Origin of the sequence: Micromonospora cremea (assembly GCF_900143515.1) — a bacterium.
Classification (GTDB): Bacteria; Actinomycetota; Actinomycetes; order Mycobacteriales; family Micromonosporaceae; genus Micromonospora; species Micromonospora cremea.
On sequence record NZ_FSQT01000001.1, the window covers coordinates 1,601,153 to 1,616,383 of the forward strand.

A 15,231-nucleotide genomic window follows, 5' to 3' on the forward strand; every position below is an offset into this window, starting at 1 on the left:
GCCATCCCACCGTCGAACTACCGGAGGATCGTCATGAGGCAGTACCTGATTTCCGTGCATTCCGTCGAGGGCGCACCGGCGCTGTCCGACGAGGAGACGCAGACCCTGTTCAAGGAGACCGATCGGATCAACGACGAACTGCAGGCCGCGGGCGCCTGGGTCTTCGCCGGAGGGCTCCTGTCGCCGGACAGCGCCACCGTCGTCCGGATCGAGAACGGCACCACGACCATGAGCGATGGGCCGTTCGCCGAGACGAAGGAGCACATCGCCGGCTTCTGGGTCATCAAGTGCGCGGACCTGGACCAGGCGCTGGCCTGGGCCGAGAAGTGCGCGGCGGCCTGCGGCCCGGTCGAGGTGCGCCCCTTCGACGACCTGTCCCAAGCCTGAACAGGAGCCGGTCACCCGACATGGACCTGGCGAGCATCTACCGCGCGGAGTACGGCCGCTGCGTCGCCACTCTGGCCCGCCTCCTCGGTGACATCAACCTCGCCGAGGAGGCGGTCCAGGACGCCTTCACCACGGCGTTGCAGAAGTGGCAGACCCCGCCGCCGAACCCGGGCGCCTGGATCGTGACCACCGCACGCAATCGGGCTGTCGACCGGCTCCGCCGGGAGTCGACCCGCGAGGCCCGGCACGCCCAGGCCCTGCTGCTACATCAACAGGACGAGCCCCAGGAGGTGGGACCGGTGAAAGACGACCAGTTGCGACTGATTTTCACCTGCTGCCACCCGGCGCTCGCTCCGGACGCGCGGACCGCCCTCACGCTCCGCCTGCTCGGCGGCCTCGAAGTACCGGAGATCGCCCGGGCCTACCTGATTCAGGAGGCGACCGTCGCCCAGCGAATCGTGCGCGCCAAGAAGAAGATCCGGGACGCAGGCATCCCGTACCGGGTACCCGCCGAACATGAGCTGCCGGACCGGCTGCCGCCCGTGCTCACCGTGCTCTACCTGATGTTCAACGAGGGCTACACGTCCACCGCCGGACCGCTGATCAGAACGGACCTGTGCGCCGAGGCGATCCGGCTAGCCCGCGAGCTCGCCGCGTTGATGCCCGACGAGCCCGAGGTCCTGGGCCTGCTTGCCCTGCTGCTGCTGACCGAGGCGCGCCGCCCGGCCCGGCTCGACCCGACCGGCGAACTGGTGCTGTTGGCCGACCAGGACCGGTCTCTGTGGAACCGGACACTCATCGTCGAGGGCCACGACCTGGTCCGCCGTTGCCTGCGGCGTAACCGGCCCGGCCCGTACCAGATCCAGGCCGCGATCAACGCGGTGCACACCGACGGCGCCGCCACTGACTGGCCGCAGGTCCTGGCACTTTACGACCAGCTTCTCGCGCTCGCGCCAACCCCTGTCGTCGCGCTCAATCGTGCGGTCGCCGTCGCCGAGGTGCACGGACCGGCGGTTGCCCTCGCCGCGTTGGAGGGCGTCGATCTCCCTGGCTACCACCGGCTGCCGGCCACCCGGGCCGAACTGCTGGCCCGGCTCGGACGCGACGCAGAGGCCCGAGCCGCCTACGACCAGGCCATGGCGCTGGTCACCAACGAGACCGAGCGGGCCTTCCTGCGGACCCGTCGTACCGAACTCACACGCACAGGGAGAGCATCATGACCGCCACCTACACCTTCGACGTATTTTCCAGCCTCGATGGCTTCGGCACCACCAGCGGCGACTGGGGCGGCTACTGGGGTAAGCAGGGCCCCGAGTTGCTTGAGCACCGCCTCGCCTTGTACGGCGAGGAGCAGCGCATGGTCTTCGGAGCCGGCACGTACCGGGTGTTCGCGCAGATGCTGGCCGCGAGCACCGAGGAGTCCGAGGTCCGGGACGCCTAGGTCACCCCGATGAGGAGCCTCCCGGCGACGGTGGTGTCGAACACGCTGGAAGGACCCCTCGACTGGCCGGACGCGACCGTCGTGCGCGGTGACGCCGTCGACGTCGTCACCCGGCTGAAGGAGGAGTCCGAGGTGCCCTTGCGATCGCACGGCAGCCTGTCGTTGAACCGGGCGCTGATGGCCGCCGGTCTGGTCGACCTCGTCCAGGTGACGCTCTTCCCGGTGATCACCGGTCAGACCGGATCGGAGCCGATCTTCCAGGGGGCGGCCGACTTCGACCTGGAGCTGATCGGGAGCCGGACACTCGACGGCGGCTCCCAGGAACTCATCTACCGGCCCACCCTGCATGTCTGAATCGTCCGTGCACTGCGCCGAGCCAATCTTCGATGAGTGGCATCGCATCGCCGAGGGTCTCGACGATGTGGTGTGCGCTGGTCAGTTGGGCGGCGGAATGGGTGGTGCTCAGTGCGATCACGGTCATACGCGCCGCGCGAGCTGCTTCAATTCCGGCCGGGGCGTCCTCGATGACCAGGCAGCGCTCTGGTGGGGTTCGCAGCAGGTCGGCCGCGCGGAGGTAGCCTTCCGGGTCTGGTTTTCCGAGGGTGACCTGAGTGCTGTCCACAAGGATCGGGGGATCAGGTAGGCCGCCTGCTCGCAGTCGTTGCCGCACGGTAGGGGCTTGGCCGGAGGTGACCACACCCCACCGCTGGTCCCGAATGATCTTCAGCACGGCCGGGGCGTCGGGATATACCGGGAAGGCGTCGCCTTCGTCTGCCATGAAGTCGCGTACCAGTCGGTATTCGGCTTCGGCGTCGAGTTGTGGAGCGACGACTGCGATGGTGTCGATCGGCCGGCGGCCGTGGGTGTGTGCCCAGACAATGGCTGGGTCGAGGCTGTGGTGCAGCGCCCAGCGGTCCCAGATACGGCGATATGCGGCGTAGGAGTCGACCAGCACGCCGTCAACGTCGAACAGCACGGCAGCGCCGCCTTCGGCGTCTCCGTTGATGTGAGCGAGGGAGGTCATGGTTACGGGGCCCCGTCTGCCGTTTGAGTGGTGCCGCGCATCTGCTCGATGACGTTCACGGCCTGCGCCGTGAGTTCGTGGATGAGTCGGCCTGCCGGTCGGACGTCCCGGACGAGTTCGACCGATTGGCCGGCGTAGAGGGCCATGTCCGCCAGGTCGCCGGTCATGCCGGGCAGGGGGATCAGATCCTCGTACCGGTAATGGGCCTGGCCTGCGCTGTCGAAGGCCACGACGTCGCCCTCGTCCGGACGCCCCGGCGCTGGAGGTGAACCGGCCGATTCCCACCGTTGCAGGGTCGGATTCCGCAATGTGCGGTGCGCGGCGTCGGGCCATCCGCCGTCGAAGCAGTAGGTGTGGACGGTGTCCTCGGCGGTCGCAGCGACGAGGCGTTGCCGATACAGCTGGTGGGTGAAAGCGTCGGTGGTCGCCAGGAAACGCGTGCCCAGCCACGCGCCCTGTGCGCCCAGGGCCAGGACGGCGGCGAGGCCGCGGCCGTCGCTGATGCCGCCGGCGGCCATGACCGGAATCGGGCCGACCGCGTCGACAACGGCCGGCACCAGAACCATGGTGGTGGTCGTACCGCGAACATGGCCGCCGGCCTCCCAGCCCTGCGCCACGATCACGTCGACGCCGCAGCCGGCGGCGTGCACAGCCTCTTTCACGCCGCCGACGGCGTGCATGTGCAACGCACCGGCATCACGGATCCGGTGGCTGACGGGTTCTGGATCACCCCAGAAGGTGGAGATGACCGGTACGGCCTCGTCCAGGCACACCGCCAGCGTGTCCATGACGGGAAAGTCCAGCACCAAATTCACCCCGAACGGCCGCGAAGTACGCTGCCGAACGTGGCGGATGCCGAGGCGCGCGCGTTCGGGACTCTGCCAGGTCGACGCCAGCATGCCGAGTCCACCGGCTTCGGCCACCGCCGCAGCCAGTTCGGGCGCCGCCGCGGAGCCTATCGGCGCCTGCACCACCGGCACGTCGATGCCCAGCCGGTCGCACAACGCGGTACGCAACCTGGACGTCATATGTGCCCGCCCCTTCCTGCGCTTCGGAAACCGAATCACTGGCGAGGAGGGTAATGTATCGGAAATAGAAGCACCAGGAGAAGTGGGGCGACGTCCGATGGCAGCGCCGAGGCCAGGACACCCGGTTCGCGGGTCGAGCACCGGGCGCCCCTTGATGGCGGCACTCGACCTCTTCGGACGTCGATGGAGCCTGCGCATCGTCTGGGAGTTGCAGCGCGGCGCGCTCGGCTTCCGCGCGCTGCAGCAACGCTGCGACGGCATGTCGTCCAGCGTCCTGCGGCAGCGGCTGACCGAGCTGATGGAGGCACGCATCGTCAAGCAGGAACCGGACGCCGCCTATGCCCTCACCCAGTTCGGGCAGGGCGCCTACCGAGCCCTGCGCCCCCTCGTCCGGTGGTCGGACGACTGGGCTCGCGCCCTCGCCGACGGCGACCCGGCAACCGAGGCGGAAACCCCCCGGCGAACGGAGAAGCAGGACCGGGCGAGCGGTTGCCCTGACCGGCCTTGAACTGCGCCAACGCGTAGAACGACCCTGAACTGCACCCACCAGCTTCTCGTTATGCGCAGCGGGTGCCGGGCCGGCTCACTGCCTCGTTCTTCTCCGTCAGGCTCGGGAAGACGAGAGCGCCTCGGCGATCATTCGGTGGCCTTGGGCTTCGAAGGGCTCGTCGCCTACTCGGTAGGCCCAGGCTGCGGTGCCGATCGCCGCGCGGACCCGGTTGCGGTGCCACGCGTTCGTGTCGCGGGGATCGGTCCCGTACCCGTCGAGAAAGGCTGCCTCCAGGCTCGGGTCGCGGCGGAAGCCCTGGGCGGCCAGCCGGGCGAAGTCCGTGGATGTGGGGCGCATCGCCGCACGGCCGAAGTCGATGACGCCCACGACGTCGTGGTGGACGAGCCAGTTGCGGGGCTGCCAGTCCCCGTGGGTGGGTACGAGGGTCGCGGGTGGCGTCGGCCAAGTGGTGATCTCGGCTCGTAGCCGTGCCACGGTGGTCGCAGCGATCCGGTGTGGTTGGTTGAGCCACGCCAGTGACTTCTCGTTCTCGCGCCTCTCGTAGTCGGCGTCCGTGACGACACTCTGAGCGTGTAACAAGGCCAGCAACTCGCCTGCCTGCCGATAGGTGGAGCGGTCCTCGGCATGCTCGCTGCCGAGCACCAGTTCACCGGGCAGGTACCGGGTGATGAGGAGCTTCGCGTCCGCGCTGCCATGCACCAGATCCGGTGCGCGTCCCCTGCTGGTCCAAGGGCGCAACCAGTTGAGATGGGCATGGAGTTCCCGCTGGATGTGGTGGTCGTCATCGCCGCCGGCTTTGACGATGAATCGTGATCCAGCGCGGGTCATCTCGAGGACAGTGGTCGCCGTCAAGCCCCAGCTGTGGTCCCTCTCGACGGTTGCGCTTGGGAGCCACTGGTCCACCAACGCCCGCTGCCGCGGAGAGAGGTTCCCGAGCGCAGAGGTCACCGCAGGGATGATACGAGGTCCCGGGTCCGCTCGTCGGCGGCGTGGCCCGGTGGAGTGACCCGTCCGGTCAGCGCCAGGCGCGGATTCGATTCGAACCATCACCTCCGTCCACAACGGCCGGTGAGGTCATTGTCGGCTCCACAGCAAGAGCTGGTACGGGTCCTCGCCACGGGTGAGCCACGTGCTGTCACCGAGCGCCGTCGGGGCCTCTGAAACGGGAATCGGATACTCCACCTGACCGAGCACGTCCCCGCGTGCCGTGTCGATCAGCCAGTGCCGCGGGTGCGCGTGCTCCTCGTCGCTCTAGCCCGTACTCGCAATCACCGTGCTTTCGTCGACGAAGCCGCACTGGTAGTCCCAGAAGGGCTCTTCCTCCGGTTCGGACGGCGCCTGGGGATGTGGCGGGAGCCGGTCGTCGGCGACGACCTCGTGGGCCACCACACCGTCGGGAAGGCTATGGATCGCCAGTTCCCCTTGTCCGTGGGCGACCGTGAGGAACCGCGTTCCGCAGGGGCTGACGTCGATGAGGCAGCGGTCGTCGTCCCCGATGCGGTTGACGGCGAGCCGGGCACCGTCCCACCGACCCCACAGCAGCGGCACACCGTCCTGGCCCTCGCCGACGCTCAGGCCCATCTGTCCCGGGTCGGGGGAGGGGACGTGGTGCCCGGCCGCTGCGGTGTCCGTCGAGGCACGTCCCAGGATGCGGCCGTCAACGCCGTCGAGCACGAGCCACTCCTCGTCGAACTCCGAATTGACGTCATCGGGCAGCGGTGTGCGTACGTGGGCCCACACTGTCGAGCCGTCCGCGCTGATCCAGCAGGAGCCCGAATCGGGATGGCGGTGTTCTGTGCTGTCTGCGTACTCCTGGTAGGAGTCGTGCAGGGACAGGCAGGACGGGGCCCAGCATGCGTGCCGCACCTGCCAGCGCAGCGTGCCGGCGGCGTCGACCGCGTGCAGTGCGTGCTGACCGCTGAAGACCGCCAGGTCGAGGGCGGGACTCACCGCATCGATCCCGCCGGCTGGGCGGGGCCAGGGCGCCGGAAAACGGGCGGCGGGAGCGTCGTCGCCGGCGATGAGCCGGTCGAGGTCGTATGCCAACAGTGCGTCGTTCCGGCGGATCACGACGAGCCGGCGGTGCGGCCACCGCTGGACGGTGGGCGCGTCTGCGGTGTGATCGACACCGGGTACGCGAGCAGCGTTCGTTGGCACGCGCAAGGACGCCACGAGGCGAGGGATGATGGGCACCCGTGCATCCTGCCAGCCAGCTCACGGAGGGCGGGTCGGCGACAGTGCCGCTCAGCGGGCCCTCTCTGTTGCCCGCCTGCGGGACGGCGTCAACAGGTCCGCTATGGCCGCGATCGCCGGCCGGCACCACTGATCCAGATGCGTCGCCGGGTCGCGGTGGCCCAGGCCCTCGAACCGCATGATTCCTTCCTCAGGTGTGACCGGTATGGGGAGCTTCGATCGTGGCACGGCGGACAGCCGCCAACGATGACATCCCGCACCCGCGGGCTCCACCTGCCCGCGCGGCATGACAGACGACAGGCCGCGAACGGCAGCGGACAGGTATGGCGGTGACGTTTGCGGGTAAGCGGCCGCCCGCAGCGAACGCGGAGGGGGCGACCGATGAGTGACGCAGCGGCGGAACGGTCCGGGGGATCCGCACGCGCGGTCAGTCCGACGGAGCGGTTGGCGGCGGACGTGACCGAGGTGGTGCGCGAGGAGGTCCGGGAGATGCGCGCCCAGCTGATGAGGGTGGCTCGGCCGACCGGAGTCGGCTTGGCGCTGCTCGCCACGGCAGGGGGATGTCTCGTACTGGGGGCCGGGGCTGCCTCGACGACCGCGTTGCGCATGCTGGAGACCTTCCTGCCCCGGCGGCTGGCCACCGCAGGACTCACCGGGGGTTACCTCTTGGCCGCCGTTGTGCTGGGACGGGCGGGGCTGCAACAGCTGCGGGCGGCGGGAGGTGGCTCGGCCTGGCTGGCGGACGAGGTGCAGGACGCCGTGGCCACCACCGCCAGTCGGGTGGTGCCGGCCGGTGCCGCCGCCGTTCGGGACGAACTCGACCAGTGGGGCTCCGGCCGGCAGGACCGGTGATGTCTACATGCGGGGGCGGGTGGCGCCGATCGTGGCGTCACCGGCTGCCCCACGCCGGGTGAACTCGGGCGCTGCGGCCGGTGTTGGCTACGGCGTCAGCTCCAGACGCGGCCAGTCGGCGAGGTCCCGCAGCAGCTGACGGTCGTGCGTGGCGACGACGACGGTGGCGCTCGTGTCGCGGATCGCCTCGGTCAGCTCGTCGGCCAGCGCCGACGACAGGTGATTGGTCGGCTCGTCGAGCAGGATCAGCCCGGGCCGCCCGGCGAGCGCCAGCGCCAGGTCGAGGCGCCGCTGCTGCCCCTGCGACATCCGCCCGACTGGCGTGCGCATCGCACGGGAGTCCAGCAGTCCGAGTGCCCCGAGCGGGACGGCGTCGGCATCGCCGAGCGCCCCGCAGGCCATCAGCCGTCCCACCTGGCGGGCGTACACCTTGCGGGCGGTGAGTCCGGGGTCCTGCTCGGCGGTCTCCTGGGTGACCCGGGCGACCCGTGCCTCCTTCGCCGTCGAGACGTGCCCGTCCGTGGGGTCGAGCGAACCGGCCAGCACCGCGAGCAGCGTGGACTTCCCGGCACCGTTCGGTCCGGTGATGAGCAGCCGGTCGCCCCCGTCGAGGGTCAGGTGGACCGGACCGGCGAGCCGCCCGTCGACGGCCACGCCGTGCGCGCGCAGCTGCGGCGCACCCGGCCGGACGCCCAGGTCCGGCCACCGCAACGCCGGCGGCGGTTCCGGCACGTCGATCCGGTGCGCGCGCAGGGCGTCCTGCTGCCGGTTCAGGGCCTGCACGACGCCCGGCGCGCGGGACTGGCGCTGGTGCTTGCCGGTTCCCTTGTCCGGCCGCCAGCCGGTGGAGAGCCGGTCACGGGCCTTCGACACCGCGTCCTGCAGCCGCCGGTGCTCGGCTTGCTGCTGCTCGTGGTCCTGCTCCCAGCGCTCACGCTCGCGGCGCCGGGCGTCCTCCCAGGCGGCGTAGCCGCCGGCGTACAGCCGCGGCTTCCCGGCGCGGGTCGGGTCGAGGTCGAGGAACCGGTCCGCGACGTCCCGCAGCAGCGCCCGGTCGTGGCTGACGACGGCGAGGCCGCCGTCGTGCTCGCGCAGCCTGCGAGTCAGGAAGTCGAGCCCGTCGGCGTCCAGGTGGTTGGTCGGCTCGTCGAGCAGCAGCACGTCGTGCCGCGCGCCGAGCAGACACGCCAGCCGCACCCGGTAGCGCTGCCCGACCGACAGCATCGACAGTGGACGGTCGCGGTCCGTGCAAGCGCCGAGGGCATCGAGGGCGACGTTGATGCGGCGTTCGGCGTCCCACGCGTCGAGCCGGGTGGCGGCGTCGAGCGCCGCGGCGTAGCGGTCGTCGGCAGTGGGGTCGCCCTCGGTCACGGCGCGGGTCGCCTCGTCCAGCGCGTCGAGGGCCGCGAGCGACGCGGCCAGAGCCTCGGACGTCAGGGTGCCGACGGTTTCACCATCGTGCGCGGACAGCTCCTAGCGGGCCAGGCCGACCGTGCCGGCCCGGTGCACGGTGCCTTGGTCTGGCGTGATCAGTCCGGCGAGGACGTGCAGCAGCGTCGTCTTGCCACGGCCGTTCTCGCCGACGACGGCGACCCGCGACCGGGCGGAGACAGTGACCGAGAGGTCGTTCAGGACACGTCGGGACCCGCGGGTGACGGTGATGCTCGTGGCGCGGACGTGTGCGCTACCGCCCGCCTCGACGGGAAGGGACATGGTTTCGGGAGTTGGGGTGAGGTTCAACGGTGCTCCGCAGCTCGCAGTGGAGCCGGGCAGCAGCAGGCGGCCGCCCGGCGGGAACCGGGACGGCGAGCGCGGATTTCAGAAGGAAAGGCGCCGCCGTCAGCGGGCGGAGCGAACCTTCTGCGACCAGATACCTCGTGCCATGACGGTCACGTTAGCAGCCCCGACGCCCCTCGCTCCTCCGGATTTCGCCCGCTCATGGCGCGCGGCGTGGGGCACCTGGGAGCACTGTCACGACAGAACGCGAGCGGTCGAGGACCGGTGACCCATCCTCCTAGGACGCCTACGCAGCGTGAGCTACGGCACGGGGGATCGGGAAGGACACCCGGCCTCAGTCCACCGAGGTCCCGAGCGAGTGCGCCGGCCGGCTGCGAAGGTGCGGCTTTCGCCCACCACCCGGCGATAGGCTCCGGCCCTATGCGGACGAAGCCGGAGCTGAGCGACGCCATCCGACGGGAGCGGCGCGCGGCGCTCGTGGTCAACACCCACTCCCGCCGCGGTCGCCGGCTCTACGAGCACGCTCGGGACCGACTCACCTCCGCCGGCTTCAAGCTGCTGGCCGCGTACCCGGTCGACGTGCCCGCCGAACTCGAGCAGAGCCTCACCGCGGCCGCCGACCTCGGGCCGGACCTGCTCATAGCGGGCGGCGGCGACGGCACGATCAGCACCGCGGCACGCCTGCTCGCGCACCGCGACATCGCGCTCGGTCTGCTGCCGCTGGGCACCACCAACAACTTCGCGCGCACCGTGGGCGTCCCACTCCACCTCGACGCGGCCGTGGCGGTCCTCGCCGAGGGCAAGGTGATCGACGTCGACCTCGGCCTCGTGGGCAGCATGTGGTTCACCAACCACGTCGGCATCGGCTTGTCCGCCGACGTGATGCTCAGGACGCCGCGGCGCCTCAAGCGGGCCACCGGCCGGCTCGCGTACCCGGTCACCGCGCTGACGCTGCTGACCCGGCACCGTCCGCTGCGCGCCGTGATACGCGCGCAGGGGCGGGAGCACGAGTTCGTCACCCACCAGCTGTACGTGGCGAACGGCGGCTTCCACGCCGGCCGCCCGATCACCGCGGACGCGGACGCCGACGACCGGCTCCTGGTCGCCTATCCGGTGGGCGGAGCGCCCCGCCACGAGCTGCTGCGGCACACGGCCCGTAACGCCGCGACCGGGCACCGCCGCACGCTCGGCGACGAGCCGTTCCTCGCCGTCCACCAACTCTGGCTGGAGACCGACCGGCCCGCGCCCGTGGAGGTCGACGGCGAGCTGTACGGCGAGACCCCGATCCGGATCGGCCTGGATCCCAACGCGCTACGCATCATGGCTCCGGCCCACAGCCCGGACCGTTAGGCGTCGGCGCGGGCGGCGAGAGCGTCCACCAGCCGGCGGGCGGAGCCGGCCAAATTCCACGTGCCGGCCAGTTCGAGCAGCCGGTCCGGGTCGGCCGGGGCGGTCGGCAGCGCGGTGGGCAGCTCCGGCAGCGGCACGTCCAGCGCGACCCGGACCACCGTCGGCGCGACGGCCAGGTAGTCGCGGGCGGCGGCCAGCTTGGCCCGCAGGCCCGGTGCGAAGGACGAGTCCGAGTCGTCCAGGGCGGCCAGGATGCCGGCGATGCTCCCGTACCGCTCGATGAGCCGGGCGGCGGTCTTCTCGCCGACGCCCGGCACCCCGGGCAGCCCGTCGCTGGGGTCGCCGCGCAGCGCGGCGAAGTCGGCGTACCGGTCGGCCGGCACGCCGTAGCGGGTCCGCACGGCGGCGTCGTCGCAGTCGTCGAGCTTGGCCACGCCGCGACCGACGTAGAGCAGTCGGACCGGCCGGGCATCGTCGATGAGCTGGAACAGGTCCCGGTCGCCGGAGACCACCTCGACCGGGCCCGGCTGGGTCACCGAGAGCGTGCCGAGCACGTCGTCAGCCTCGTAGCCGGTCGCGCCGACGGCGGTGATGCCGACCGCGGCCAGCACCTCCAGGATCATCGGCACCTGCGGGGAGAGCGTGTCCGGCACGACCTCGCCGCCCTGCGGAGCCACCCGGTGCGCCTTGTACGACGGCAGCAGGTCGACCCGCCACGCCGGCCGCCAGTCGTAGTCCAGGGCGCAGACCATCCGGTCCGCGCCGCGCCCACGGATCAGGGTGGCGAGCATGTCGAGGAAGCCGCGCACCGCGTTGACCGGAGTGCCGTCCTCGGCCCGGGCGGCGGATTCCGGGATGCCGAAGTAGGCCCGGAAGTAGAGGCTGGGTGCGTCGATCAGCAGGATCGGGGGTCGGTGTGCCACGCCCGACAGCCTGGCACAGCCCCCCGACGATCAGGGGTACGCCCGGCCGCCGTGCGCGTCAGCGCCGCTCGTCGCGGCGGTAGACGGCCTCCCGCCGGGCCAGGTACTGCACGACGTAGCTGGTCAACAGCAGCAGGATCGCGACGAGCACCTCGACCCAGGCCGCGACGCCGTCGGCCACGGTGAGGCCGATGATCAGCAGGACCAGGCCGGCGAGCGCGAGGACCCCGGCCCACAGCTGGCGGCGACGGCGCGTCGCCGCCCGGTCCGCCCCGTTCGCTGCCACGTCGGTCCTCCTGGTCGGTGCGCCCGGCGTGGGCACCCCCGACCCAGGCTATGACCCCAGGGGCCGTCCGACCCGGGAAACCGCGGTGCGGCCCGTGCCCGACCGGCGCAGACTGCCGGTGTGGCGTTCCTTCCCGGTCTGACGCTCGCCCGCCGTTACCACGACGAGGTGGTCGCACCGGTCCTGCGCCGCCGGTTCCCGAGTCTGCGGTACGCGGCCGGCCTGCTGGACGGCGGCTCGGAGCTGCTGGGCCTGGACACCGTGCGGTCCACCGACCACGACTGGGGGCCGCGCGTGCAGGTCTTCGTGGCGGCCACCGACGCCGTCCGGATCCCCGGGCTTCGTACCGCGCTGGACGCCGACCTGCCGGCCGAGTTTCTCGGCTGGCCGACCCGTTTCACCGGCGACGACGGGCGGCTGGGCGTCGCCGACCCGGCGGGCACCCGGCACGGTGTCAGCGTCGACGAGCTGGCTGGCTGGTGGCGCGACCGGCTGGGCTTCGACCCCGCGGCCGGTGTCGCCGCGGCGGACTGGCTGGCCACCCCGACCCAGCGGCTGGCCGAGGTGACCGGCGGCGCGATCTTCCACGACGGCCTCGACGGCGCGCTGTCGGCGCGGCGGACGGCACTCGCGTGGTATCCGCCGGACGTGTGGCGGTACGTGCTCGCCGCAGCGTGGACCCGGATCGCGCAGGCGGAGCACCTGCCCGGCCGCTGCGCCGAGGTCGGCGACGAATTGGGCAGCCGGGTCGTCGCCGCCGGCCTGGCCCGGGACCTGATGCGACTCGGCCTGCTGCTGCACCGGCGCTGGCCGCCGTACGACAAGTGGCTCGGCACCGTCTTCGGCGGGCTGCCCGACGCGGCGCCGGTGGTCGCGGCACTGACCGACGCGCTCGGCCCGGGCGACTGGACCCGGCGCCAGGCCGGGTTGGTCGAGGCGCTGGAGACGGTGGCCCGGTGGACCGACGAGACCGGGCTCGCGGTACCGGTGCGCGCCCGCGCCCGGCGGTTTCACCACCGCCCGTTTCTGGTGCTGCACGCCGAGCGGATCGCCGCCGCGCTGCGCGCCGCCGTGAGTGACCCCGGGCTGCGCGACCGGCCGCCGGTGGGCGCGGTCGACCAGTATGTGCACAGCGCCGACGTGCTCACCCACGCCGGCCGGATCCGCCGCCTGGCCGACAGCCTTTGGTCGGGCGACGTGGTCACCGACCGCCGACGGTGACCGCCGGTTCGGCGGGACGCGGCGGATCGTCGTCCCGGTCGTGGTCGGTGAGGTCACGCAGGTGCCGGACGGGGGAGAGCAGCAGCGCCAGCGGCGCGCACACCACCGACGTCGCGAAGATGAACAGGGTGGCCCGCGCGCCGAGGGGGCCGGCCAGCGCGCCGGCGACCAGCCCGCCGACCGGGATCGCGCCCCATGAGACGAACCGGACGGTCGCCATCACCCGGGAGAGCAGATCGGGCGGGCTAGCGATCTGCCGGTAGGTCCGGGTGGTCACGCTCAGCACGACCGTGCCGAGCGAGAAGACGATGCTGCCACCGGCGAAGGCGGCGTACGCCGGCCAGCCGGTGCCCCACGGGATCAGGAACGCCCCGGCAACTGTGGTGAATCCCGCGACGATCAGCGCGCGGGCGGTGCCGATCCGGGCGGTGATCCGTGTGGTGAGTGCCGCCCCGACCAGCGCGCCGACCCCCTCGACGGCGAGCAGCACCCCGACCAGGCCGGCCGGGGCGTGCAGCTCGCGGACCAGGTAGAGCGGGAAGAGCGCGAACTGTGCGCCGCAGACGAAGTTCATCGCCGTCGCGGCCCACATGCCGGGCGCCATCACCGGGTGATGCGCGACGAAGCGCCAACCCTCGCGGATCAGCTCGCCGACGGGTGGCCAGCGGTCCGGCGCGTCGACGCGGCGGGCGGGCAGCGTGCGCAGCAGAGCCGCCGAGACGAGGTAGCTGGCCGAGTCGACGAGCAGGGTGGGCACCGCGCCGAGTGCCTGCACGGCGAGACCGCCGAGGGACGGGCCGCTGAGCAGGGTCGCGGCGTGGGTTGCCGAGGTCAGGCTGTTTCGGGACTGCAACTGCTCGCGGTCCACGATGCTGGGCAGGAAGGTCGAGTTGGCCACGTCGAACAGCACGTTGGCGAAGCTGACCACCAGCGCGGTGATGACGAGGTGGGCGACGGTGAGGTGGCCCCACCACCAGGCCAGCGGGATCGACGCGACGGCGACCGCCCGGGCCAGGTCGGCGCCGATCTGGGCGCCGCGCAGCGGCAGGCGCTGCACGATGACGCCGGCGGGTAGGCCGATCACGATCCACGCAACGTAGCTGGCGGCGGCGATCAGGCCCATCTCGAACGCGGTGGCGTCGAGCACGGTGAGTGCGGTCAGCGGCAGGGCCACCGCGCCGACCGCCGACCCGACCATGCTGGTCGTGCCGGCGGTCCACCATCGCCAGAACACCCCGGCCCGGTCTTCGACGTGCATGTCGTCCGCCCCCGTTCAACCGTGCCAGTGCGTTCCAATCTGGAACGGACTATAGTCGAGGGCGGAGCGGACGGGGGTGACGGGGTGCGGCGGGAAGATCTTGCCGACGCGGACTGCGGCATCGCCCAGGCGCTCGGCGTCCTGGGGGACTGGTGGACCTTCCTCATCGTGCGCGACGTCGCCGGCGGGACGACCCGCTTCGACGCCCTCCAACGCGAGTTGGGCGTCAGTCGACGAGCGCTGACCGAACGTCTCACCGCGCTGGTCGAGCACGGCGTGCTGGAGCGCCGGCCCTACTCCCAACACCCGCCCCGCTTCGACTACCTGCTGACCGCCAAGGGTGAGGGGCTGCTGCCGGTGCTGATCGCACTGCAGGACTGGGGGACGAGACATCTGATGGGTGACGGTGAGCTGACCGCGACCGCCGACCCCACCTCGGCCGAGGCCCGCCGGGTGCACGACCTGATCGGGCGGCGGCTGCCCGAGGTCGTCCTGCCCGGGCCGGACGGCCAGCCGGTGGCGCTGACCGACGGCGACGCGTGGAGCGTCCTCTACCTCTTCCCCGGGGCGTACGCGCCGGGGACCCAGGGCTACCCGCCGGGCTGGGCCGACATCCCCGGCGCCCGTGGCTGCACCCTGGAGTCGACCACCTACGCCGACCGGTACGCGGACTTCCAGGCCGCCGGAGCGCGGGTGTGGGGCATCAGCACGCAGCGGCCGGACCAGCTCGCCGACTTCGCCGCGTACACCCGGCTGCCGTTCCCGCTCCTGTCGGACCAGGACGGTCGGCTCGCCGCCGGGCTGCTGCTGCCCACCTTCCGGGCCGGCGGGATCACCCGGTTCAAGCGGCTGACGCTGCTGGTCGACCCGGCCGCGGTGGTCCGCGCGGTGCAGTTCCCGGTCACCGATCCGGCCGGCTCGGTGGACGAGATGCTCGACGTGGTCCGCGAGCACCGCGCCGCCTGAGTGTGTAAGGTAGGGCCCCCTGTTAACGCTCGGCGTCAACAGGGGGCCCTTCCT

The 15,231-nt window shown here is 71.8% G+C and carries 18 protein-coding genes; 9 read left to right on the forward strand and 9 right to left on the reverse strand.

Translation table 11 applies throughout. From position 1 onward, the window contains the following. Positions 1–33: 33 nt before the first annotated feature. Genes BUS84_RS07275 through BUS84_RS39655 form a run of 4 tightly spaced genes read left to right on the forward strand, consistent with a single transcriptional unit; the run spans position 34 to position 2,182 of the window. The gene (locus BUS84_RS07275; RefSeq protein ID WP_074309888.1) at positions 34–387 is read left to right on the forward strand and encodes a YciI family protein; all 354 of its coding nucleotides are present in this window, start codon (positions 34–36) and stop codon (positions 385–387) included. Between the two features lie 20 nt (positions 388–407). Beyond that, on the forward strand, positions 408–1,607 hold the full coding sequence (locus tag BUS84_RS07280; RefSeq protein ID WP_074309890.1) for an RNA polymerase sigma factor: 1,200 nt from the start codon (positions 408–410) through the stop codon (positions 1,605–1,607). Further along, complete coding sequence (locus BUS84_RS39650; RefSeq protein WP_244298418.1) at positions 1,604–1,828, forward strand: dihydrofolate reductase family protein; 225 nt, start codon at positions 1,604–1,606, stop codon at positions 1,826–1,828. The genes BUS84_RS07280 and BUS84_RS39650 overlap by 4 nt, the downstream gene beginning before the upstream one ends. Positions 1,829–1,837: 9 nt before the next feature. Next, positions 1,838–2,182: a dihydrofolate reductase family protein gene (locus BUS84_RS39655; RefSeq protein WP_244298419.1), complete on the forward strand. Its 345-nt coding sequence runs from the start codon at positions 1,838–1,840 to the stop codon at positions 2,180–2,182. Here BUS84_RS39655 and BUS84_RS07290 read toward each other — a convergent pair. Both BUS84_RS07290 and BUS84_RS07295 read right to left on the reverse strand, forming a co-directional pair. Beyond that, positions 2,154–2,804 (reverse strand): HAD-IA family hydrolase, encoded by a 651-nt coding sequence (locus tag BUS84_RS07290; protein ID WP_074312262.1) that lies wholly within the window; start codon positions 2,802–2,804, stop codon positions 2,154–2,156. The genes BUS84_RS39655 and BUS84_RS07290 overlap by 29 nt on opposite strands. A 50-nt stretch (positions 2,805–2,854) precedes the next feature. Next, positions 2,855–3,868, reverse strand: coding sequence for an NAD(P)H-dependent flavin oxidoreductase (locus BUS84_RS07295; protein WP_244298420.1), 1,014 nt, complete (start codon positions 3,866–3,868; stop codon positions 2,855–2,857). Between the two features lie 166 nt (positions 3,869–4,034). On the opposite strand from BUS84_RS07295, the gene BUS84_RS07300 reads away from it, so the two are divergent. Further along, entirely contained in the window at positions 4,035–4,388 is a 354-nt protein-coding gene (locus BUS84_RS07300; RefSeq protein ID WP_244298421.1) for a winged helix-turn-helix transcriptional regulator, read from the forward strand. A 96-nt stretch (positions 4,389–4,484) separates the two neighbouring features. Here BUS84_RS07300 and BUS84_RS07305 read toward each other — a convergent pair whose 3' ends face one another. Together BUS84_RS07305 and BUS84_RS07310 are read right to left on the reverse strand one after the other, a co-directional pair. Continuing rightward, complete coding sequence (locus BUS84_RS07305) at positions 4,485–5,339, reverse strand: phosphotransferase family protein (RefSeq protein WP_074309896.1); 855 nt, start codon at positions 5,337–5,339, stop codon at positions 4,485–4,487. 303 nt (positions 5,340–5,642) lie between these two features. After that, a complete protein-coding gene (locus BUS84_RS07310) occupies positions 5,643–6,437 on the reverse strand; it encodes a hypothetical protein (protein WP_143728269.1) in 795 nt (264 codons plus the stop codon). A 528-nt stretch (positions 6,438–6,965) separates the two neighbouring features. Between BUS84_RS07310 and BUS84_RS07315 the strand changes: the two genes are divergently transcribed. Then, entirely contained in the window at positions 6,966–7,436 is a 471-nt protein-coding gene (locus tag BUS84_RS07315) for a phage holin family protein (RefSeq protein ID WP_084757273.1), read from the forward strand. 87 nt (positions 7,437–7,523) lie between these two features. Here the strand turns inward: BUS84_RS07315 and BUS84_RS07320 are convergent, their stop codons facing one another. Together BUS84_RS07320 and BUS84_RS39660 are read right to left on the reverse strand one after the other, a co-directional pair. Beyond that, positions 7,524–8,807, reverse strand: a complete 1,284-nt coding sequence (locus BUS84_RS07320) for an ATP-binding cassette domain-containing protein (protein ID WP_244298422.1) — start codon at positions 8,805–8,807, stop codon at positions 7,524–7,526. Positions 8,808–8,909: 102 nt separating this feature from the next. After that, positions 8,910–9,176 (reverse strand): ATP-binding cassette domain-containing protein, encoded by a 267-nt coding sequence (locus BUS84_RS39660; protein ID WP_244298423.1) that lies wholly within the window; start codon positions 9,174–9,176, stop codon positions 8,910–8,912. Between the two features lie 417 nt (positions 9,177–9,593). Between BUS84_RS39660 and BUS84_RS07325 the strand changes: the two genes are divergently transcribed. After that, positions 9,594–10,523 carry a diacylglycerol/lipid kinase family protein gene (locus BUS84_RS07325; protein WP_074309899.1) on the forward strand — a complete coding sequence of 310 codons (930 nt, stop codon included), beginning with the start codon at positions 9,594–9,596 and terminating at the stop codon, positions 10,521–10,523. On the opposite strand, the gene BUS84_RS07330 is transcribed toward BUS84_RS07325, so the two are convergent. Together BUS84_RS07330 and BUS84_RS07335 are read right to left on the reverse strand one after the other, a co-directional pair. Next, entirely contained in the window at positions 10,520–11,446 is a 927-nt protein-coding gene (locus tag BUS84_RS07330) for a 5'-3' exonuclease (RefSeq protein ID WP_074309901.1), read from the reverse strand. The genes BUS84_RS07325 and BUS84_RS07330 overlap by 4 nt on opposite strands. 58 nt (positions 11,447–11,504) lie before the next feature. Continuing rightward, a complete protein-coding gene (locus tag BUS84_RS07335) occupies positions 11,505–11,732 on the reverse strand; it encodes a hypothetical protein (protein WP_074309903.1) in 228 nt (75 codons plus the stop codon). Positions 11,733–11,852: 120 nt separating this feature from the next. On the opposite strand from BUS84_RS07335, the gene BUS84_RS07340 reads away from it, so the two are divergent. Further along, positions 11,853–12,953, forward strand: a complete 1,101-nt coding sequence (locus BUS84_RS07340; RefSeq protein WP_074309905.1) for a DUF4037 domain-containing protein — start codon at positions 11,853–11,855, stop codon at positions 12,951–12,953. On the opposite strand, the gene BUS84_RS07345 is transcribed toward BUS84_RS07340, so the two are convergent. Then, positions 12,934–14,211, reverse strand: coding sequence for an MFS transporter (locus tag BUS84_RS07345; protein WP_074309907.1), 1,278 nt, complete (start codon positions 14,209–14,211; stop codon positions 12,934–12,936). The genes BUS84_RS07340 and BUS84_RS07345 overlap by 20 nt on opposite strands. Before the next feature lie 84 nt (positions 14,212–14,295). Between BUS84_RS07345 and BUS84_RS07350 the strand changes: the two genes are divergently transcribed. After that, on the forward strand, positions 14,296–15,177 hold the full coding sequence (locus tag BUS84_RS07350; RefSeq protein WP_074309910.1) for a winged helix-turn-helix transcriptional regulator: 882 nt from the start codon (positions 14,296–14,298) through the stop codon (positions 15,175–15,177). Positions 15,178–15,231 lie beyond the last annotated feature (54 nt).

Excerpts from the sequence above, each read along its gene's own strand:
- BUS84_RS07315 (WP_084757273.1), top strand. The coding sequence starts at position 6,966 with ATGAGTGACGCAGCGGCGGAACGGTCCGGGGGATCCGCACGCGCGGTC.
- BUS84_RS07275 (WP_074309888.1), top strand. The coding sequence starts at position 34 with ATGAGGCAGTACCTGATTTCCGTGCATTCCGTCGAGGGCGCACCGGCG.
- BUS84_RS39650 (WP_244298418.1), top strand. The coding sequence starts at position 1,604 with ATGACCGCCACCTACACCTTCGACGTATTTTCCAGCCTCGATGGCTTC.
- BUS84_RS39655 (WP_244298419.1), top strand. The coding sequence starts at position 1,838 with ATGAGGAGCCTCCCGGCGACGGTGGTGTCGAACACGCTGGAAGGACCC.
- BUS84_RS07300 (WP_244298421.1), top strand. The coding sequence starts at position 4,035 with ATGGCGGCACTCGACCTCTTCGGACGTCGATGGAGCCTGCGCATCGTC.
- BUS84_RS07280 (WP_074309890.1), top strand. The coding sequence starts at position 408 with ATGGACCTGGCGAGCATCTACCGCGCGGAGTACGGCCGCTGCGTCGCC.
- BUS84_RS07345 (WP_074309907.1), bottom strand. The coding sequence starts at position 14,211 with ATGCACGTCGAAGACCGGGCCGGGGTGTTCTGGCGATGGTGGACCGCC.
- BUS84_RS07325 (WP_074309899.1), top strand. The coding sequence starts at position 9,594 with ATGCGGACGAAGCCGGAGCTGAGCGACGCCATCCGACGGGAGCGGCGC.